Here is a 17,736-nt window from a genome sequence, read left to right as displayed (position 1 = left end):
TCCCCACTCCGGACATCCCGGGTGCGCCGCCGGTACCGAGGTACCGCGCGGCGCATTCGCACGTCCGGACCCGGACGCGAACCCCGGCCGCGGCCCGCGCGCCCGTCGCGCCGCGGCCCGGGACCGGGAGCGGCCCTGCGCACGGCCGGTAGGTTGCGGCCATGACCGAGTGGGACGTCAAGAAGCTCCGCATCCTGCGCACCCTGCGCGACCTGGGCACCGTCACCGCGGCCGCCGAGGCGCTGCTCATGACCCCGTCGGCCGTCTCCCAGCAGCTCTCCAATCTCTCCAGGCAGCTCGGCGTGCCCCTGCTGGAGGCACAGGGCCGGCGCGTCCGTCTGACCGACGCCGCCCATCTGGTGCTGCGGCATGCCGAGGCGGTCTTCGCCCAACTGGAGCGTGCCGACGCCGAACTGACCGGTTATCTGCACGGTGAGGCGGGCGAGGTGCGGATCGCTGCGTTCGCCACCGCCGTGCCCGCCCTGGTCGTGCCGGCCGTGCAGGCGCTGCGCGACGAGGACCGCCCGGGGCCGGACGTGCGGGTCCGGGAGGCCGAGGCGGCGCAGGCGTACGAACTCCTCGTCGCGGGCGAGGCGGATCTGGCCCTCTCACTGGCTGCGCACGCCCCGACCGCCCGCGATCCCCGGTTCGCCGTACTGCCGCTGCTCGCGGACCCGCTGGACGTGGCCCTGCCGGCCGGCCACCGGCTCGCCGCCGCACCCGGGCTGCGGCTCGCGGACCTGTCCGCCGAGCCGTGGATCTTCGGCGGCTCGGGTCCCTGGTCGGAGATCACCACGGCCGCGTGCGAGTCGGCGGGCTTCGTACCGGAGCAGGCGCACAGCGCCTCCGGCTGGACCGCGATCCTCGCCATGGTCGAGGCAGGCATGGGCATCGCGCTGATCCCGCGCATGGCGTCGGCGGAGCGGCAGGGCCGCGAGGGTGTGGTGATGCGGGCCCTCGAAGCGGACCGGCCCCGCCGCCACGTGGTGGCCGCGGTCCGGCAGGGGGCCGAGGGCGGCCCGGCGGTGGCCCGGGTACTGACGGCGTTGCGCGACGCGGCACAACCGTTCAACTCTCCTTAACGATTTATGCGAAAACATTCGATGGACCTAACGGCTCCCGTCGTACGACAGTGAACGCATGACCTTCGAACAGAATGAGAACCACCACGAGGACCCCCACGCCAACGACGCGGCTCCGTACGGCGGCGGTGACCCGTACGCCGACTACCGCACCACCGACCTCCCCTTCACCGGACTCGTCGACCTCGCCGACCGCCGGCTCGGCGCGGGCGTGATCGCCGCCAACGACGAGTTCTTCGCCCAGCGCGAGAACCTCCTCGTCCGGGAGCGCGCCGCCTTCGATCCCGAGCACTTCGGGCACAAGGGCAAGATCATGGACGGCTGGGAGACACGCCGCCGACGCGGCGCGGACGCCGCCCACCCGTTCCCCGCCCCGGACGAGCACGACTGGGCCCTGATCCGGCTCGGCGCCCCCGGCATCATCCGCGGCATCGTCGTCGACACCGCGCACTTCCGCGGCAACTACCCGCAGCGCGTCTCGGTCCAGGCGGCCTCCGTCGCGGGCTCGCCCGGCCCCGCCGAACTCCTCGCCGACGACGTGAAGTGGGAGGAGATCATCCCCCCGACCCCCGTACGCGGTCACGCCGCCAACGGCTTCGAGATCACCGGCGGACGCCGTTACACGCACCTGCGCCTCTGCCAGCACCCCGACGGCGGCATCGCCCGCCTCCGCGTGCACGGCGAGGTGCTCCCCGACCCCTCCTGGCTCGCGACGCTCGGCACGTTCGACCTGATCTCGGTCCTGAACGGCGGCAGTTGTGAGGACGCCTCGGACCGCTTCTACTCCTCGCCGACCCAGATCATCCTGCCCGGCACGTCCCGCAAGATGGACGACGGCTGGGAGAACCGCCGCCGCCGCGTCCGCGGCACCAACGACTGGGTCCGGTTCCGGCTGCCCGCCCAGGGCGCGGTCCGCGCGGTCGAGATCGACACGGCCTACCTCAAGGGCAACGCGGCCGGCTGGATCGCCCTCCAGGGCCGCAACGGCGAGACGGGCGAGTGGTCCGAGATCATCCCGCGCACCAGGCTCCAGCCCGACACCCTGCACCGATTCCCGCTCCGCGCCCAGGCCGTGGTGACCCATGTCCGCCTCGACGCCTTCCCCGACGGCGGAGTGGCCCGGATGCGCCTGCACGGCTCGCTGACGGAGTCCGGCACGGCCGGACTGGCCCGCCGCTACGAGGAGTCGGGCGCCTAGGGTCTCTCGTTTGGATCAGGCCGGATCAGGGGCCGGGGCCCGCGAGCCCGGCATGACCCAAACGAGAGGCCCTAGCACGCCGAGAGCACGCACCTGACGCCGCGCGGCCGCCCTTCGGACGACGACGGCAGTGTGACGACAGGCCCTAGCAGGCCCCACGACCACCGCCCGGCGAACGGCTGAGCCCCGCGCCCCGTTCGCCGGGTGGTTCACCAGGCACCCCGCCACGTGAGAGGGCCCGGACCGGCTTCGCACGCCGGTCCGGGCCCTCAGCAGTGTCCCGCGAGCCCGTCAGAGCAGGGTGTTGTACCCGCTGATCGTCGACGTCTCGCCCGCGCCGGAGGTGACCTTGACGCGCGCCGCGTACGGAGCCGTCGCGCTGCCCGTTGCCCGGTACAGCCACAGCACGCCGGACTTGTCCTGGACGACCAGGTCGGCCCTGCCGTCGTCAGTCAGGTCGCCGGGGGAGGACATCGAGCGGTACGCACTCCAGCCACCGCCGACCCTGGTCCGGGCAGCGAACGGCGTCGCCGCCTTGCCCGTGCCCTTGTACAGCCAGAGCACACCCGAGGCGTCGCGGGCCAGCAGATCCGCCCTGCCGTCGCCCGTCACGTCACCCGCGCCGGTCAGCTCGTTGTAGACGCTCCAGCCGGCGCCGACCTTCGTCCGCGCGGCGAACGGGGCCGTGTTGGTGCCGGTGCCCTTGTAGAGCCAGAGCACACCCGAGGAGTCGCGGGCCAGCAGGTCAGCCTTGCCGTCGGCCGTCACGTCCGTGACACCCGCCAGCTTGTTGTAGGCGTTCCAGCCGCCACCGACCTTGGTCCGCCCCGCCAGGGTGTTCCAGTCGCCGGTCGTGCGGTAGTGCCACAGCACACCGGACGTGTCGCGGCCCACCAGGCCGCCGCCGCCCGCCTGCACGGTGACGGGGGCGAGCTTGGTGAGCTGGTTGTAGATGTTCCAGCCGCGGCCGATGACATCCTGGAAGTCCCGGAAGGGCTGTGAGGCGCTGCCGGTCCCGTAGTGGGAGCGGAGCAGCCCGTCCTTGCCACGGGCCAGGAGCAGGTGGTGCGGCCTGACCGGGTACGGGCTGTCGATCGCGAACTGGCTCGACGTCTCGGGGTTGTGGGTGCCCCAGTTGTAGACCTCGTACACCGCGGAGGCGGCGACCTTCCACGCCGCCACCTTCGCGCCGGCGGTCAGCGTGTACTCGACCGTGACATCGCCCGGCGTGACATCGCAGCGGACCTCTCCGCCGTACGCCACCGATCCCAGTGTGTGGTCACAGGTCGTGTTGTCGCCTCGCGAGACCGAGTCGATCGTGATGTCGGCCTCGGACTCCTCCCAGCCGCGCTGGCCCTCCGACGGGTCGAACGTGATCGAGAGATGCCCCGCGTCCACCGCGTGCACGGTGATCGACTGGGTGACCGAGTCGCCCGCCTTCAGCGTCGGCGTGTTCAACGCGAGCGTGTTCTGCGCGACGTGCTCGGCCGACTTGACCGTGATGGTGCGGGCGGCGTGCAGACCGTCCTCGGAGAACGTCGCCGCGGTCTGGGCCTCCTTGACCGCCTTGTCGACGTTGCTGCCCTCCGGCGCGTACGCCAGCCCCACATAGGCCGTGGTGCCGTGTGCGGCCGTGGCCGTCGCCGAGACCTCCGGATAGGAGACACTGCCGTGGGCGTCACAGAGATAGACGCCGACGGTGCTCGCCTTTTTGCAGTCCGGGTCGAGCGAGACCTCCAGCCCCGCGGGCACACCCCCGGCGGCCCAGGCCGGGTCGTTCAGCTGCTTCTTGCTCAGGGCGTAGACCATGGTTCCGTCGGCCTCGTCGTACCACCCGGTCGGACCGATCTCGGCCCGGCCCTCGCCGGGCATGAGCGTCCAGTCACGCCCCATCTCGAAGGCGAAATAGTCGGCCGCAGCGGCGGGCACGGCCCCCGCGAGGGCGCCGGTGGCAAGAAGCGCCACCGCACCCGAAACGGCCAGGATTCTTCGCATGCAACATCCCCCCGAATGAAGGCGACAGCGCTTGCTGCCGCGCAACGCCAGGTACCCCCATGGCGTGCCCGGAACCTACACCACAAGGTCACATCGCCTTCACCGGGGCCTCTTCGGTCCGACGCACGGCGGGGGCGGGTGTCCTGGACACCCGCCCCCGCCCTCGGATCACGCCTACGCGGTCGCCGCCGCGGCGTCCGCGGCCCGGGCCTTCAACGCCCGCTCCACGCCCGACCGCGACTCCGACATCAGCCGGCGCAGCGCGGCACCCGGCTCCGCCGAGGCCAGCCAGGCGTCCGTGGCGTCCAGGGTCTCCTGCGAGACGTGGAGCGCCGGGTAGAGACCGATGGCCACCTGCTGTGCCATCTCGTGGCTCCGCGAATCCCAGACGTCCTTCACCGCGGCGAAGAACTTCTCGGCGTACGGGGCCAGCAGCTCGCGCTGGTCGGTCTGGACGAACCCGCCGATGACCGCCTCCTGGAGGGAGTTCGGCAGCTTGTCGGACTCGACGACCGAGGCCCACGCCTCCGCCTTCGCCTCCTGGGAGGGCCGGGCGGCACGGGCGCCCGCCGCGTGGCGTTCGCCCGCCGCGGTCCGGTCGCGCGCGTACTCGGCGTCGATCTCCTCGTCGTCGAGCAGCCCGGTGGCCGCCAGTCGCTCCACGAAGGCCCAGCGCAGCTCGGTGTCGACGGCCAGGCCCTCGATCGCCTCGGTGCCGTCGAGCAACGCCTGCAGCAGATCGAGCTGCTGCGGGTTGCGGGCCGTGGCCGCGAAGGCACGCGCCCAGGCCAGCTGGTGGTCGCTGCCCGGCTCCGCCGCGCGCAGGTGCGCGAGCGTCGCCTCGGTCCACTGGGTCAGACCCGCCTCGCGCCACTCCGGCGCCGCGTACAGGTCCAGCGCCATCTTCACCTGACGGTGCAGCGACTGGACGACGCCGATGTCCGACTCCTTGCCCACCCCGGACAGGACGAGCGAGAGGTAGTCGCGCGTGGCCAGTTCGCCGTCGCGCGTCATGTCCCACGCCGACGCCCAGCACAGGGCGCGCGGCAGCGACTCGGTGAAGTCGCCCAGGTGCTCCGTGACGACCCGCAGCGACTCCTCGTCGAGGCGGACCTTCGCGTACGAGAGGTCGTCGTCGTTGAGGAGGATCACGGCGGGACGCGGGGTGCCGGCCGGGAACGGCACGGTGGTGCGCTCGCCGTCGACGTCCAGCTCGATGCGGTCCGTACGGACCAGCTTGCCGGCCCCGTCGAGATCGTAGAAGCCGATGGCGATCCGGTGCGGCCGCAGCGTCGGCTCGCCCTTCGCACCCGCCGGCAGCGCCGGTGCCTCCTGGAGGACGGTGAACGAGGTGACGTGGCCGTTCGCGTCCGTCTCGATCTCCGGGCGCAGGATGTTGATGCCGGCCGTCTCCAGCCACGCCTTCGACCAGGTCTTCAGGTCGCGTCCGGAGGTCTCCTCCAGCGCGCCCAGCAGGTCGGACAGACGCGTGTTGCCGAACGCGTGCGCCTTGAAGTAGGCCTGGACGCCCTTGAAGAACGCGTCCGTACCGACGTACGCCACCAGCTGCTTCAGGACCGAGGCGCCCTTGGCGTACGTGATGCCGTCGAAGTTGACCAGGACGTCGTCCAGGTCACGGATGTCCGCCATGATCGGGTGCGTCGAGGGCAGCTGGTCCTGGCGGTACGCCCACGTCTTCATGGAGTTGGCGAACGTGGTCCAGGAGTGCGGCCACTGCGACCCGTCGGCGTAAGCCAGGCAGGCGATCGACGTGTAGGTGGCGAACGACTCGTTCAGCCAGAGGTCGTTCCACCACTCCATGGTGACGAGGTCGCCGAACCACATGTGGGCCAGCTCGTGCAGGATCGTCTCGGCCCGCGTCTCGTACGCCGCGTCCGTCACCTTGGAACGGAAGACGTACTGGTCACGGATGGTGACCGCGCCCGCGTTCTCCATCGCGCCCGCGTTGAACTCCGGGACGAAGAGCTGGTCGTACTTGGCGAAGGGGTACGCGTAGTCGAACTTCTCCTGGAACCAGTCGAAGCCCAGCCGCGTCACGTCGAAGATCGCGTCCGCGTCGAGGTACTCGGCGAGCGAGGGGCGGCAGTAGATGCCGAGCGGGACGGTCTGGCCGTCCTTCTCGTAGCTGCTGTGCACCGAGTGGTACGGACCGGCGATCAGGGCGGTGATGTACGTGGAGATGCGCGGCGTCGGCTCGAACGACCACACGTCGTCCTTGGGCTCCGGCGTCGGTGAGTTGGAGACCACCGTCCAGCCGGACGGGGCCTTCACGGTGAACCGGAAGGTCGCCTTCAGGTCCGGCTGCTCGAAGCTCGCGAACACGCGGCGCGCGTCCGGGACCTCGAACTGCGTGTACAGGTACGCCTGCTCGTCGACCGGGTCGACGAAGCGGTGCAGGCCCTCACCCGTGTTCGTGTACGAGCAGTCGGCGACGACCTTCAGCTCGTTGGAGCCCGCCACCAGGTGCGCCAGCGTGATCCGGGAGTCGCGGAACACGGCCGCGACGTCCAGGGCCCTGCCGTTCAGCTCGACCTCGTGCACCGCCGGGGCGACCAGGTCGATGAAGGTCTCCGCACCGGCTTCGGCGGAGTCGAAGCGCACGGTGGTGACGGACCGGTAGGTCCCACCCTCCTGCGCTCCGGAGAGGTCGAGATCGATCTCGTACGCGTCCACGGTCAGCAGGCGCGCCCGCTCCTGTGCCTCTTCGCGGGTCAGATTCGTGCCAGGCACGCGGTCATCTCCTTGATATGTGATGTTTCCGGTCATCCTTCCACGTGACCCGTCCCCAGGGCGATGTCCATTTTCCGCCGGACCGTGCCGGTGGGGCGGGCCATTCTCGTCGTATGACCAGTTACGAGGCACGCGCGATCGATCCGGCCGCGCTGAAAGAGCTCCGGGACACTGACGACGCGGGGCGCCCCTGCGTCCCGTACACCGCCACGGAGGCGGGCAACCCGCTGCGATGCTGCCTGCGGGGCAGCGAGGTGGGGGAGCGGATCGCCCTCGTGTCCTACGCGCCGCTGCGGCGCTGGGCGGCGGCCACCTGGGCCCGACCCGGGGCGTACGACGAGCAGGGCCCTGTCTTCATCCACGCCGAGGAGTGCGAGGGGCCTGCGGCGGACCGGCCCGGGTATCCGTTCTCCCGGGCGGGTGCGCTGCGCACGGTCCGCCGCTACGACGCGGACGGCCACATCGTGGGCGGCCGGCTGATGGAGATCCCGGCGGACGAGGAGCGGGGCTACGACGAGGCCATCGCGGAGGCGTTCGCCGACCCGGAGGTGGCGCTGGTGCACGTGCGGGCCGTGGAGTACGGGTGCTGGCACTTCGAGGTACGGCGCCCCTGAGCGCCCCCGGGGCTCCGCCCCGGCCCCCGCTCCTCAATCGCCGGAGGGGCTTGATCTCGCCCCGCGACGGGGAACCTCGAGCCCGCCGCGGTGAACCTCAAGCCCGCGACGGGGAAGGAACCTCGAGCCCGCGACGGGGAACCTCAAGCCCGCGGCGGGGAACCTCAAGCCCGCGACGGGGAACCTCGAGCCCGTCCGGCGATTGAGGACAAAAGGGGGCCCGGGGGCCTGCCCCCGGTTTCGGGAAGGGGCGGGGAGGGGACCGCTCCGCGCAGCGGCACCGCACCCGCAGCGACACCGCACCGGACCGCACCCCGCACCGGCCCGGACCGGTCCGCACCTCCACCCCCCGGCGTCAGCCGGCGAGCTCCGCCGCGACCAGCTCCGCGATCTGCACCGCGTTCAGCGCGGCGCCCTTGCGCAGGTTGTCGTTGGAGACGAACAGCGCCAGCCCGTGCTCCACGGTCTCGTCGACCCGGATCCGTCCGACGAAGGACGCGTCCTGGCCGGCTGCCTGGAGCGGGGTGGGGATCTCCGAGAGCTCGACGCCGGGCGCGTCCTTCAGCAGCTCGTACGCGCGCTCCACGCTGATCGGTCGGGCGAAGCGGGCGTTGACCTGGAGCGAGTGACCGGAGAAGACCGGGACGCGGACGCAGGTGCCGGACACCTTGAGCTCCGGGATCTCCAGGATCTTGCGGGACTCGTTGCGGAGCTTCTGCTCCTCGTCCGTCTCGAAGGACCCGTCGTCGACGATGGCGCCGGCCAGCGGCAGCACGTTGAAGGCGATGGGGCGCTTGTAGACACCCGGCTCGGGGAAGTCGACGGCGCCGCCGTCGTGGGTCAGCTTGTCGGCGTCGGCGACGACCTTGGACGCCTGGCCGTGCAGCTCGGCGACGCCGGCCACTCCGGAGCCGGACACCGCCTGGTACGTGGCGACGGTCAGCGTCTGGAGGCCGGCCTCGTCGTGCAGCGGGCGCAGCACGGGCATGGCGGCCATCGTGGTGCAGTTCGGGTTGGCGATGATGCCCTTGGGGCGGTTCGCGATCGCGTGCGCGTTGACCTCGGAGACGACCAGCGGGACCTCGGGGTCCTTGCGCCAGGCGGAGGAGTTGTCGATCACGACGGCGCCCTGCGAGGCGACCTTCTCGGCGAGGGCCTTCGACGTCGAGCCACCGGCCGAGAAGAGCACGATGTCCAGGCCCGTGTAGTCGGCCGTGGAGGCGTCCTCGACGGTGATGTCCTGTCCCTGCCACTCGATGGTGGAGCCCGCCGAGCGCGCGGAGGCGAACAGCCGCAGCTCGTCGGCCGGGAACTTCCGCTCGGCCAGGATCCTGCGCATGACTGTGCCGACCTGACCGGTGGCGCCGACGATTCCGACCTTCACAGGAACTCCCTCAGACGTACGAACGGGCACGGTTGCCGCTCCATGATGCGTATGTCCACGGCTTCCTTGTCCAATCCATTGTCCGACCTGCGGACGGAGGCGGACAGCGCAGTGGGGCGGACGCCCTTGAGCGCCCGCCCCACTGTCGTACGGATCACATGCTGTTACGGCGTGACCTTCTCGATCACGACGCTGCCGGTGCCCGCGGCGGTGCCGCGGGAGTTCACCAGCTGGACCTCACCGAAGAACTGCCGGCCCTCGGGGGCCGCCCCGGCGACCGCGACCTCGGCACCGACCTGGGCCGACGCGCCGGAGGCCAGGTCCACGGCCTTCGATTCGTCGACGTTGATGGCGCCGAGCGACGGCGAGTAGTACACGTCGCGGTAGTCGTACTCGGTCGTGCCGGCCGGGACGTCGTAGCCCTGGATGACGACCGTGTACGTGCCCGCTGCGGGCTTCACCAGACTGACGGTCTCCTCGGAACCGGCCGTGGTGGAGGCACCCACCTCGGCCGTGCCCTTGTAGACGTACAGGTCCAGGTCGGCGTTGGCGTCCGAGGTGCCGCCGATGGCGACGTCGAACTTCTCGACGCCCGCACCGATGGTGACCTCCTTGACGTACTCGTCGCCCGTGGACATCGACGGACGCTCGACGTCGGCCGAGCCCAGCGAGCCGCCCTTGAGCTTGCCCGCCAGGTCACCGGCGTTGTTGGTGACCGTCCAGTTCACCGCGGCAGGGGTGCCGATCTTTGCCTCGGCGATGGTCTGCACCGCCGGGTCGAAGGTCGCGCCGAGCAGCGAGACATCCAGCTTGTACGGGTTGTCGAGCAGCGGCGACGTACGCCGGGCCTCGACCTCGATCTCCCAGACACCGGCCTGCGGGTCGGCGTACGAGCGCACGTCGGGGCGGCAGGTGTTGGCCGGGTTCTCGTAGTTCGGGTAGCAGAACGGCGTTCCGCTGTCCTCCACCGCGACCCCGTAGGGGTGGATGGAGATGAAGCGGGTCTGGCTGCCCGAGCGCAGCGCGCTCATGGCGACCTCGAGGGTCTTGGCGCCCTCCGGCACGGTCACGAAGTACGACGTGGTGCCGTTGCGCTGCACCGAGCCGGACGCCGTGTACGCGTAACCCGGCTTCACGAGCTCCTTGGAGACGACGACCGTGGCGAGGACCTGCTGGTCCACACCGGAGGTCTTCGCGTCGTCGAGCTGCAGGATCGCGCTGTGCACGCCCGCGCTGCCCGGCTTCGCCTGGACCTTGACCGTCACCGGCTTGCCGAGCGGCAGCGAGACGGTGCTCGCGCCGGTCAGCGTGAAGGTGCCGTCGTTGTACTTCCAGGACAGCTTGTGCCGGACGTCCTTGTCGGGGCCCGTGGTGCGGGTGACCGTGACGTCGTACGACTTCTTCTGGCCGGCCTTCAGGCCGCCCTCACGGTCGTACAGACCGGTGCCGAAGCCGGGGGTCTTCAGCGCGAAGTCGATCGCGGTGTCGACCGGGGCCTTCACCGTGTACTCGTGCGCCGGGGCGCCCTGCTTCTCGATCTGCTTCCAGGCGCCGACGATGTTGATCAGACCGGCACCCTGGGCGTGCGCGGGCACTCCCTTGATCTGGGTGGCGGTGCTGGTCAGCGCGGTGCGCAGATCGGCCGGGGGCAGCTCGATGTGCTTCTGCTTCGCGGCGGACAGCAGCAGCGCGGTCGCGCCGGCGGCCTGCGGGGAGGCCATCGACGTGCCCTGGAGCATGGAGTAGCCGGCCGGGAGGGAGTAACCCGCCTCCTTGACCGGTCCGCCGGGCAGCCAGGTCTGCGTCGAGTTGATCGACGCGCCGGGTGCCGTCAGGGTCGGCGTGAAGCCACCGTCCTCACGCGGGCCGCGCGAGGAGAACGGGAGCATGTCGTACTTCTTGGTGACGCCGGAGCCGTAGTTCGCGGCCCAGGTCTCCTTGGAGATGGACGCGCCGACCGAGATGACATGGTCGGCGAGGCCGGGGTCACCGATGGTGTTGACGCCCGGACCGTCGTTACCGGCCGAGATGACCAGCTGGACGCCGTAGATGTCGATGAGCCGCTTGTACAGCTCCGAGCGGGCGTTGTTGCCGTCGTTGAGCGGCGGCAGTCCGCCGATCGACATGTTGACGACGTCGACTCCGCGGTTCACGACGAGGTCGATCATGCCCTCGGTGAGTGCGATGTTGGTGCAGCCGCCGGACCAGGTGCAGGCGCGCGAGGAGACGATCTTCGCGCCGGGCGCGGCACCGTTCATCTTGCCGCCGAACAGGCCGTTCGCGGCGGTGATGCCCGCGACGTGCGTGCCGTGCTCGGACTCGATGACACCGATGTTCACGTAGTCGGAGGTGGCGCCCGCCGCGTTGTACACGACGTTCTTGCGGGTCTCCACGACGAACGGGATGCGCTCCACCACGTCGGTCCGCGGGTCGTCCGTACCGAAGTAGGAGACCTGGTGCTTCTCCTTGTAGGGCAGGAGGACGGCGTCGTCGGAGAAGTCCGCGTTGTTGTTCAGGTCCACCCGAGTGGTGCCGGTGACCGGGTCGTACAGGACGGCCCACACGTCGGTGGTGTCACCGTCGCGGTTGAGGTCGCCCGCCATGTCGCCGCCCTTGGTGGCGGCCTCGGAGAAGAGCTGGATCTTGTACTGGCCGGCCGGTGCCGCGTAGGTGCGGCCTCCGATCGTGAAGACCGGACCGGTCACCGAGGCGGTCATCCGCAGCCAGGTGCCGTCGCCGTCGCTCACCGGGTCGGTGGCCGTCACCCAGTCGGTGATCTTGCGCTCACCGGTGGTGGTCTTCTGCAGCGCCGGGTGGCCGAGGTCGACACCGGAGTCGAGGATGCCGATGGTCACGCCGCGGCCGTCGGCCTTCGGGTGCTGCTGGACGAAGTCGACCGCACCCGTCTCGAAGGACGGGTTGTACGGGTTCTCCGCCGGGGTCTTCTTCCCGGGCGCGGGGTACGTCGTGGTCGACTTCGCCGCGGTCCGGCTGCCGGCCGCGCGGTCGCCCGCGGGAGTCGGGTCGTCCAGCACGATCTCCTGCTTGAGATCGATGCCGTGGACGGACGACAGCTTCGAGGCCGCCTTGATGGTGGCCTCGGCGGCCGCGGTGGGCACGGTGGCCCGCACGTAGCCGAGCTTGTCGTACGCCCGCCCGAGCACGGAGCCCTTGACGGCGTCCAGCTGCTCGGTGACCTGCTCGGTCGCACCGGGAGCGGTGGCGACCATCATCGTGATGTTCTTCTCGCCCTTGGCCTTCGCCCTGGTCAGGACATCGGCGTCGGCCGTGCCGAGCTTGTCCGCCGCGCTGTCGCCGGCGACGGACTTGACGGGGGCAGTGGCCGGGTCGTCGGCAGCGAAGACGGGGGTGGCACCGGTGGCGACCAGTGCGGCCACCAGTCCGGCGGCGGCCGCGACGCGGGCCACGCGTCTCGCCCCGGGTATGTAGCTGGGGGATTCGGAGGTCATCAGCATCCCTGTATGTGAAAGAGAGAGTCCGGAAATCGGTACCGGATGACCGCTCACCCTTTCGTAAATGACAGGGGTTTGTGGAGAGTTGTGAGGGGCGAGTTGCGGACATGGCGGACTTCCGCCAGTGGGGGCGAAGCGTCACAGGGGATGAAACGGCTCATACGTGGTGGATGGAGTGGCTCACCGGGGCAGGATCATCACGTACGCGGCAGGCTCGCGGTCGGCCGCCGCCATCAACGCCGTCCGGACCACCACCGCCTGCTGCTCCCGGGTGTCCCGCAGCTTCCTCGGCGTGAGGTGGACGACCGTGACGCCGAGCCGCTCCAGGTGCTCGCGCCGCGCGGCGTACGCGGACCACTCGGCCTCGTGTTCCTCCTGGCGGTGGTCGTCGTCGAGCCGGCTGTGGCGCGGGGCCCTGGTGTCCAGTTCCACGGCCACCGCCTCCTCGGGCCAGTAGGCGTCGACCGCGCCCAGGTGCGGGCCGCCGGGCAACCGCAGGTCCACGTTCCACAGCGGTTCCGGGAGAGCGTGCGTGCGCACCATGTCGTACAGCCGCTCCTCCGCCAGTGCCCGGCCCTCCGCGAGCAGTGAGTCCACGGCGTTCACCACCTGGGGGCGGTCGAGCACCTTGGCGCGGTTCAACTCGCCGACCACGACGGCGGGCTCGCAGTGGCCGCCGCGGACCGCCTCGGTGAGCAGCCGGCGTACGGCATGGGCGTCCCCGAGCCCGGCCACGGCGTCCGCGAGCGCGCGGGCCACCGGCGCCACCGGGATCCCGTCCAGCTGCTCCGGCCGCGGCAGCTCGGAACTGCGCACCAGGCGCGCGTACCGGGCCGAGCGCAGCCGGCGGATGCGGGGCACCAGTACGTCGATGCGGTCCGTGGAGACGGCGGGCGGCGCGGCGGCGAAACCGTACAGCGAGAGCGCGGCCAGCCCGGTGATCATCGCCGCGCCGTACCCCGGATCCGTGGCGCCGGCCTGTGCCGGTACGGTCCGCCGGCCGGAGGCCGCAGGGCGCCCCGCGTACAGCAGTGCCGAGCGCAGCCGCTCCCGGCTGCTGAGCGGACCCGGGTGCAGGACGAAGACACCGGGCAGCGGCTGCTGCCACGGCCCGCCGGTCCGGCACTGCTCGGCGGCCTGCGCGGGGGACACTCCGTGGCCCTTCAACTGAGCTGTGGAGAGCACGCGTTGACGGTCGTCGGAGGTGACGGGGAGGGGGCAGGGGGAGAGCGGGGTGTTCGGGTTCATGCTCCGGTGTATCCCGCCCGGGGCCGGGACCTTAACCCCTGTTACAGGCCCGTCGACATTCCAGGACAACGCCGTCCTAAAGTACGGACGTTCGACTGCCGAAAAGGGCGGACCCGGCGGGGATTATGAGCCCGTCACCGGGGGCGCACCCCCGCCCCCGAGCGCCGCACGCGCACGCCCTCGGCGGCCCCGATCCAGCCCCTCCAGCACATCCGGCACGTCCGTGGCATCCAGCCCGTCCGGCGGCCCCAGCCCGTCCGCGGCATCCAGCCCGTCCGGCGTTTGAGGACGGAACCCTCGCCGTGGTGACCGGCACCCCGGCGAGGGCGTCACACCGGACGCCCCGAATGGCCTTCAGACGGCTCCACTGTCACCCCGGCGTGCCGCCTGTGCCCGTCCGGCGGCCCCAGCCCGTCCGGCGTTTGAGGACGGAACCCTCGCCGTGGTGACCGGCACCCCGGCGAGGGCGTCACACCGGACGGCCCGAATCGCCCTCAGACGGCTCCGCCGTCAGACGCTCCGCCGTCAGACGCTCCGCCGTCACACGCCTGAGCCCGCAGCCCCCGCGCCAGGTCGTCCCGGGCCTCCAGCACCAGCCGCCGCAGCGCCGGTGCCGCATCCGCGTGCGCCGTGAGCCACCCGTCCGTCGCCGCCAGGGTGGCGGGATCGTCCTGAAGGGCCGGGAACAGGCCCTTCACCACGGCCATCCCGATCTGGATCGACCGCTCTGCCCACACGCGCTCGATCACCTCGAAGTACCTGGCCGCGTACGGCGCCAGCAACTCCCGCTGCGAGGACTGCGAGAAGCCCAGGATCGTGGCCTCCACCAGCGCGTTGGACAGTGCGTCCGACTCCACGACGCCTGCCCACGCCTGCGCCTTGACCGCGGCCGACGGCCGCGAGGCCAGGCAGCGCACCTGGTGCCGCTTTCCGGACGCCGTGTCGTCGCGGGTCAGTTCGGCGCCGATGGCCGCCTCGTCCGCCACGCCGTGCGAGGCCAGCGGGAACAGGAACGCCCACCGGAGCTCCTGGTCGACGTCGAGCCCGTCGATCCGGGCCGTGCCGTCGAGCAGCCCGGACAGCAGCTGGAAGTCCGTGTCCGAGGCGGCGACCGCGGCGAAGAAGCGGGCCCAGGCCAACTGGGGCTCGCTGCCCGGCGCCGCGAGCCGCAGCTCGCGCAGCGCGCCTTCCGCCGACGCCCGGCCACCCTCCTCGCGCCACGACGGGGCGGCGTAGTGCGTCAGCGCCGTCCGGGTCCAGGTGTGCAGCATCTGGAGCACGCCGATGTCGGTCTCCCGGCCGGCGAAGGCCAGGACCAGCGAGACGAAGTCACGGGCGGGCATCAGCCCGTCCCGGGTGAGGCTCCACAGCGCGGACCAGCACAGCGCCCGCGCGAGCGGGTCCGTGATGTCGCCGAGGTGCTCCCGGAGCGTGGCCAGCGACACTTCGTCGAAGCGGACCTTGCAGTACGTCAGGTCGTCGTCGTTGACGAGGATCAGCTCGGGCCGCTCGGCCCCCGCCAGCTCCGTGATCACGGTGCGCGGACCCGCCACATCCGCCTCGGCCCGGGCGTAACGCACCAGTTCGCCTTCGGGCGTACGCCGGTACAGGCCGACCGCGACCCGGTGGGGCCGCAGTTCCGGGTGGGACTCGGCCGCCTCCTGGAGGACGGCGAGCTCGGTGATCCGGCCCGCGGCGTCGTAGGTGGCCACCGGAGTCAGCGAGTTGACACCGGCGGTCTGCAGCCAGGAGCGCGACCACGAGGTCATGTCCCGGCCGGACGTCTCGGCCAGCACCGACAGCAGGTCGCCCAGCTGCGTGTTGCCGTACGCGTGCTTCTTGAAGTAGCGCCGTGCGCCCTCCAGGAACGCGTCCCGCCCCACGTACGCCACCAGTTGTTTCAGCACCGAGGCGCCCTTGGCGTACGTGATGCCGTCGAAGTTCAGCTTGGCGTCCTCCAGGTCACGGATGTCGGCCGTGATCGGGTGGGTGGACGGCAGCTGGTCGGCGCGGTAGGCCCAGGACTTGCGGTTGTTGGCGAAGGTGATCCAGCCGTCCTCGAACCGGGTGGACTCCACCATCGCGAAGACGCCCATGAAGTCGGCGAACGACTCCTTCAGCCACAGGTCGTCCCACCACTGCATGGTGACGAGGTCGCCGAACCACATGTGCGCCATCTCGTGGAGGATGACGTTGGCCCGGCCCTCGTACGCCGCCCGCGTCACCTTCCCGCGGAAGATGTACTCCTCGCGGAACGTGACACAGCCCGGGTTCTCCATCGCGCCGAGGTTGTACTCGGGCACGAACGCCTGGTCGTACTTGCCGAACGGGTACGGGTAGTCGAAGTTGTCGTGGAAGAAGTCCAGACCCTGCTTGGTGATCAGGAAGACGTCGTCGGCGTCGAAGTGCCGGGCGAGCCCCTTGCGGCACATCGCGCCGAGCGGGATCTCCAGCGTCGTGCCGTCCGCGAAGGTGCGGCTGTAGGAGTCGGTCACGTAGTGGTACGGGCCGGCGACGACCGCCGTGATGTACGTCGAGATCGGCTTCGTCTCGGCGAACCTCCACACCCCGCCGTCGCGGGACTCCTCGGCCCCGTTGCTCCAGACCGTCCATTCCTCGGGGGCGGTCACCTGGAAGCGGAAGGGCGCCTTGAGGTCGGGCTGCTCGAAGTTGGCGAAGACGCGCCGCGCGTCCGCCGGCTCGTACTGCGTATAGAGGTAGACCTCGCCGTCCTCCGGGTCGACGAAGCGGTGCATGCCCTCCCCGGTCCTGCTGTACGCGCACTGCGCGTCGACCACCAGGACGTGCTCGCCCTCCGACAGGTCCGCCAGGGTCACGCGCACCCCGTCGAAAACGGTGGCCGGGTCGAGCGCCGTGCCGTCCAGGGTCACCGCGTTCACGGACGGGGCGATCAGATCGGCGAACGTCGTCGCGCCGGCGCGCGCCGAGCGGAACCGGATCGTCGTCACCGAGCGGAAGGTCCGCGGGCCGGAGGTCTGCTCGCCCTCCCCGTCGGGCCCACCGATCGCGGAACGGACGTCGAGCACGACGTCGTAACCGTCGACGGTCAGCAGCTCGGCCCGCTCACGGGCCTCGTCGCGGGACAGGTTCTCACCGGGCACGAGCACACTCCTTTGTGTCACTTCGAATGTTTTGATCCTCCCATGCCGCCGTCCGGCCACGCGTTCGGGAATGGCGGGAGCGTCCGGCGGTGTTCTCGGTCACAGCATGCGATCGGTCCTCATGAGGAGAGAGATGTCTGACAACAGCACGGTGCCCGCCAAGACCCCCGCCGATTTCTGGTTCGACCCGCTCTGTCCCTGGGCCTGGATGACCTCCCGCTGGATGCTGGAGGTGGAGAAGGTCCGCGACGTCGAGGTCCGCTGGCACGTGATGAGCCTGGCCGTGCTCAACGAGAACCGGCTGGACGAGCTGCCCGACGAGTACCGCGACATGCTGGAGAACAAGGCCTGGGGCCCGGTCCGCGTGGTGATCGCCGCCCAGCAGAAGCACGGCGACGACATCGTCGGCCCGCTGTACACCGCGCTCGGCACCCGTTTCCACAACCAGGGCGAGGGTCCCACCCGCGAAGCGGTCGAGGGCGCGCTGAAGGACGTCGGCCTGCCGGTCGAGCTCGCGGAGTACGCCGACTCCGACGCGTACGACACCGAGCTCCGCGCCTCCCACCAGGAGGGCATCGACAAGGTCGGCCAGGACGTCGGCACCCCGGTCATCGCGGTCCCCGGCGCGGACGGCGAGCAGATCGCCTTCTTCGGCCCGGTCGTCACCCCCGCCCCGAAGGGCGAGGACGCGGCGAAGCTGTGGGACGGCACGCTGCTGGTCGCGTCGATCCCGGGCTTCTACGAGATCAAGCGGACCCGCACGCAGGGCCCGGTCTTCGACTGACAGTGATGATGTGAGTGGTGGTTCTGCTGATGCGTCTGACTCGCCGACTGACTGACGTCTTCGACTGTCTTGTTTGGGATTTGTC

10 protein-coding genes are annotated in these 17,736 nt (G+C 70.9%); 4 read left to right on the top strand and 6 right to left on the bottom strand.

Translation table 11 applies throughout. The annotated features are described in order from the left end of the window. Nucleotides 1-161: 161 nt before the first annotated feature. Nucleotides 162-1,082 carry a LysR substrate-binding domain-containing protein gene (locus ABZ434_RS33565; protein ID WP_359145020.1) on the top strand — a complete coding sequence of 307 codons (921 nt, stop codon included), beginning with the start codon at nucleotides 162-164 and terminating at the stop codon, nucleotides 1,080-1,082. A gap of 58 nt (nucleotides 1,083-1,140) precedes the next feature. Beyond that, nucleotides 1,141-2,280, top strand: a complete 1,140-nt coding sequence (gene alc / locus ABZ434_RS33560; protein WP_359145017.1) for an allantoicase — start codon at nucleotides 1,141-1,143, stop codon at nucleotides 2,278-2,280. A gap of 291 nt (nucleotides 2,281-2,571) precedes the next feature. Here the strand turns inward: alc and ABZ434_RS33555 are convergent, their stop codons facing one another. Both ABZ434_RS33555 and pepN (ABZ434_RS33550) read right to left on the bottom strand, forming a co-directional pair. Further along, nucleotides 2,572-4,275, bottom strand: coding sequence for a VCBS repeat-containing protein (locus tag ABZ434_RS33555; protein WP_359145014.1), 1,704 nt, complete (start codon nucleotides 4,273-4,275; stop codon nucleotides 2,572-2,574). A 174-nt stretch (nucleotides 4,276-4,449) separates the two neighbouring features. Beyond that, the gene (gene pepN, locus ABZ434_RS33550) at nucleotides 4,450-7,026 is read right to left on the bottom strand and encodes an aminopeptidase N (RefSeq protein WP_359145011.1); all 2,577 of its coding nucleotides are present in this window, start codon (nucleotides 7,024-7,026) and stop codon (nucleotides 4,450-4,452) included. 113 nt (nucleotides 7,027-7,139) lie between these two features. On the opposite strand from pepN (ABZ434_RS33550), the gene ABZ434_RS33545 reads away from it, so the two are divergent. Next, nucleotides 7,140-7,640: a DUF1203 domain-containing protein gene (locus ABZ434_RS33545; RefSeq protein ID WP_359145008.1), complete on the top strand. Its 501-nt coding sequence runs from the start codon at nucleotides 7,140-7,142 to the stop codon at nucleotides 7,638-7,640. A gap of 355 nt (nucleotides 7,641-7,995) precedes the next feature. Here the strand turns inward: ABZ434_RS33545 and ABZ434_RS33540 are convergent, their stop codons facing one another. The 4 genes from ABZ434_RS33540 to pepN (ABZ434_RS33525) all read right to left on the bottom strand — a co-directional run bounded on the left by ABZ434_RS33540 (nucleotide 7,996) and on the right by pepN (ABZ434_RS33525) (nucleotide 16,867). Then, entirely contained in the window at nucleotides 7,996-9,024 is a 1,029-nt protein-coding gene (locus ABZ434_RS33540) for an aspartate-semialdehyde dehydrogenase (RefSeq protein ID WP_359145005.1), read from the bottom strand. Between the two features lie 164 nt (nucleotides 9,025-9,188). Continuing rightward, on the bottom strand, nucleotides 9,189-12,500 hold the full coding sequence (locus ABZ434_RS33535) for a S8 family serine peptidase (RefSeq protein WP_359145002.1): 3,312 nt from the start codon (nucleotides 12,498-12,500) through the stop codon (nucleotides 9,189-9,191). A 177-nt stretch (nucleotides 12,501-12,677) separates the two neighbouring features. Further along, nucleotides 12,678-13,745, bottom strand: a complete 1,068-nt coding sequence (locus ABZ434_RS33530) for a hypothetical protein (protein WP_359144999.1) — start codon at nucleotides 13,743-13,745, stop codon at nucleotides 12,678-12,680. Between the two features lie 494 nt (nucleotides 13,746-14,239). After that, nucleotides 14,240-16,867 (bottom strand): aminopeptidase N, encoded by a 2,628-nt coding sequence (pepN, locus tag ABZ434_RS33525; protein ID WP_359144996.1) that lies wholly within the window; start codon nucleotides 16,865-16,867, stop codon nucleotides 14,240-14,242. A 133-nt stretch (nucleotides 16,868-17,000) separates the two neighbouring features. Between pepN (ABZ434_RS33525) and ABZ434_RS33520 the strand changes: the two genes are divergently transcribed. Then, nucleotides 17,001-17,651: a DsbA family protein gene (locus ABZ434_RS33520; protein ID WP_359144993.1), complete on the top strand. Its 651-nt coding sequence runs from the start codon at nucleotides 17,001-17,003 to the stop codon at nucleotides 17,649-17,651. Nucleotides 17,652-17,736: the final 85 nt, after the last annotated feature.

This window comes from Streptomyces sp. NPDC005761, from assembly GCF_040630635.1.
Classification (GTDB): Bacteria; Actinomycetota; Actinomycetes; order Streptomycetales; family Streptomycetaceae; genus Streptomyces.
The sequence above is the reverse complement of the archived record's forward strand: the minus strand, read 5'-3'. Positions and strand labels throughout refer to the sequence as shown.

Excerpts from the sequence above, each read along its gene's own strand:
- ABZ434_RS33530 (WP_359144999.1), bottom strand. The coding sequence starts at position 13,745 with ATGAACCCGAACACCCCGCTCTCCCCCTGCCCCCTCCCCGTCACCTCC.
- ABZ434_RS33545 (WP_359145008.1), top strand. The coding sequence starts at position 7,140 with ATGACCAGTTACGAGGCACGCGCGATCGATCCGGCCGCGCTGAAAGAG.
- alc (WP_359145017.1), top strand. The coding sequence starts at position 1,141 with ATGACCTTCGAACAGAATGAGAACCACCACGAGGACCCCCACGCCAAC.
- ABZ434_RS33565 (WP_359145020.1), top strand. The coding sequence starts at position 162 with ATGACCGAGTGGGACGTCAAGAAGCTCCGCATCCTGCGCACCCTGCGC.
- ABZ434_RS33520 (WP_359144993.1), top strand. The coding sequence starts at position 17,001 with ATGTCTGACAACAGCACGGTGCCCGCCAAGACCCCCGCCGATTTCTGG.
- ABZ434_RS33555 (WP_359145014.1), bottom strand. The coding sequence starts at position 4,275 with ATGCGAAGAATCCTGGCCGTTTCGGGTGCGGTGGCGCTTCTTGCCACC.
- ABZ434_RS33535 (WP_359145002.1), bottom strand. The coding sequence starts at position 12,500 with ATGCTGATGACCTCCGAATCCCCCAGCTACATACCCGGGGCGAGACGC.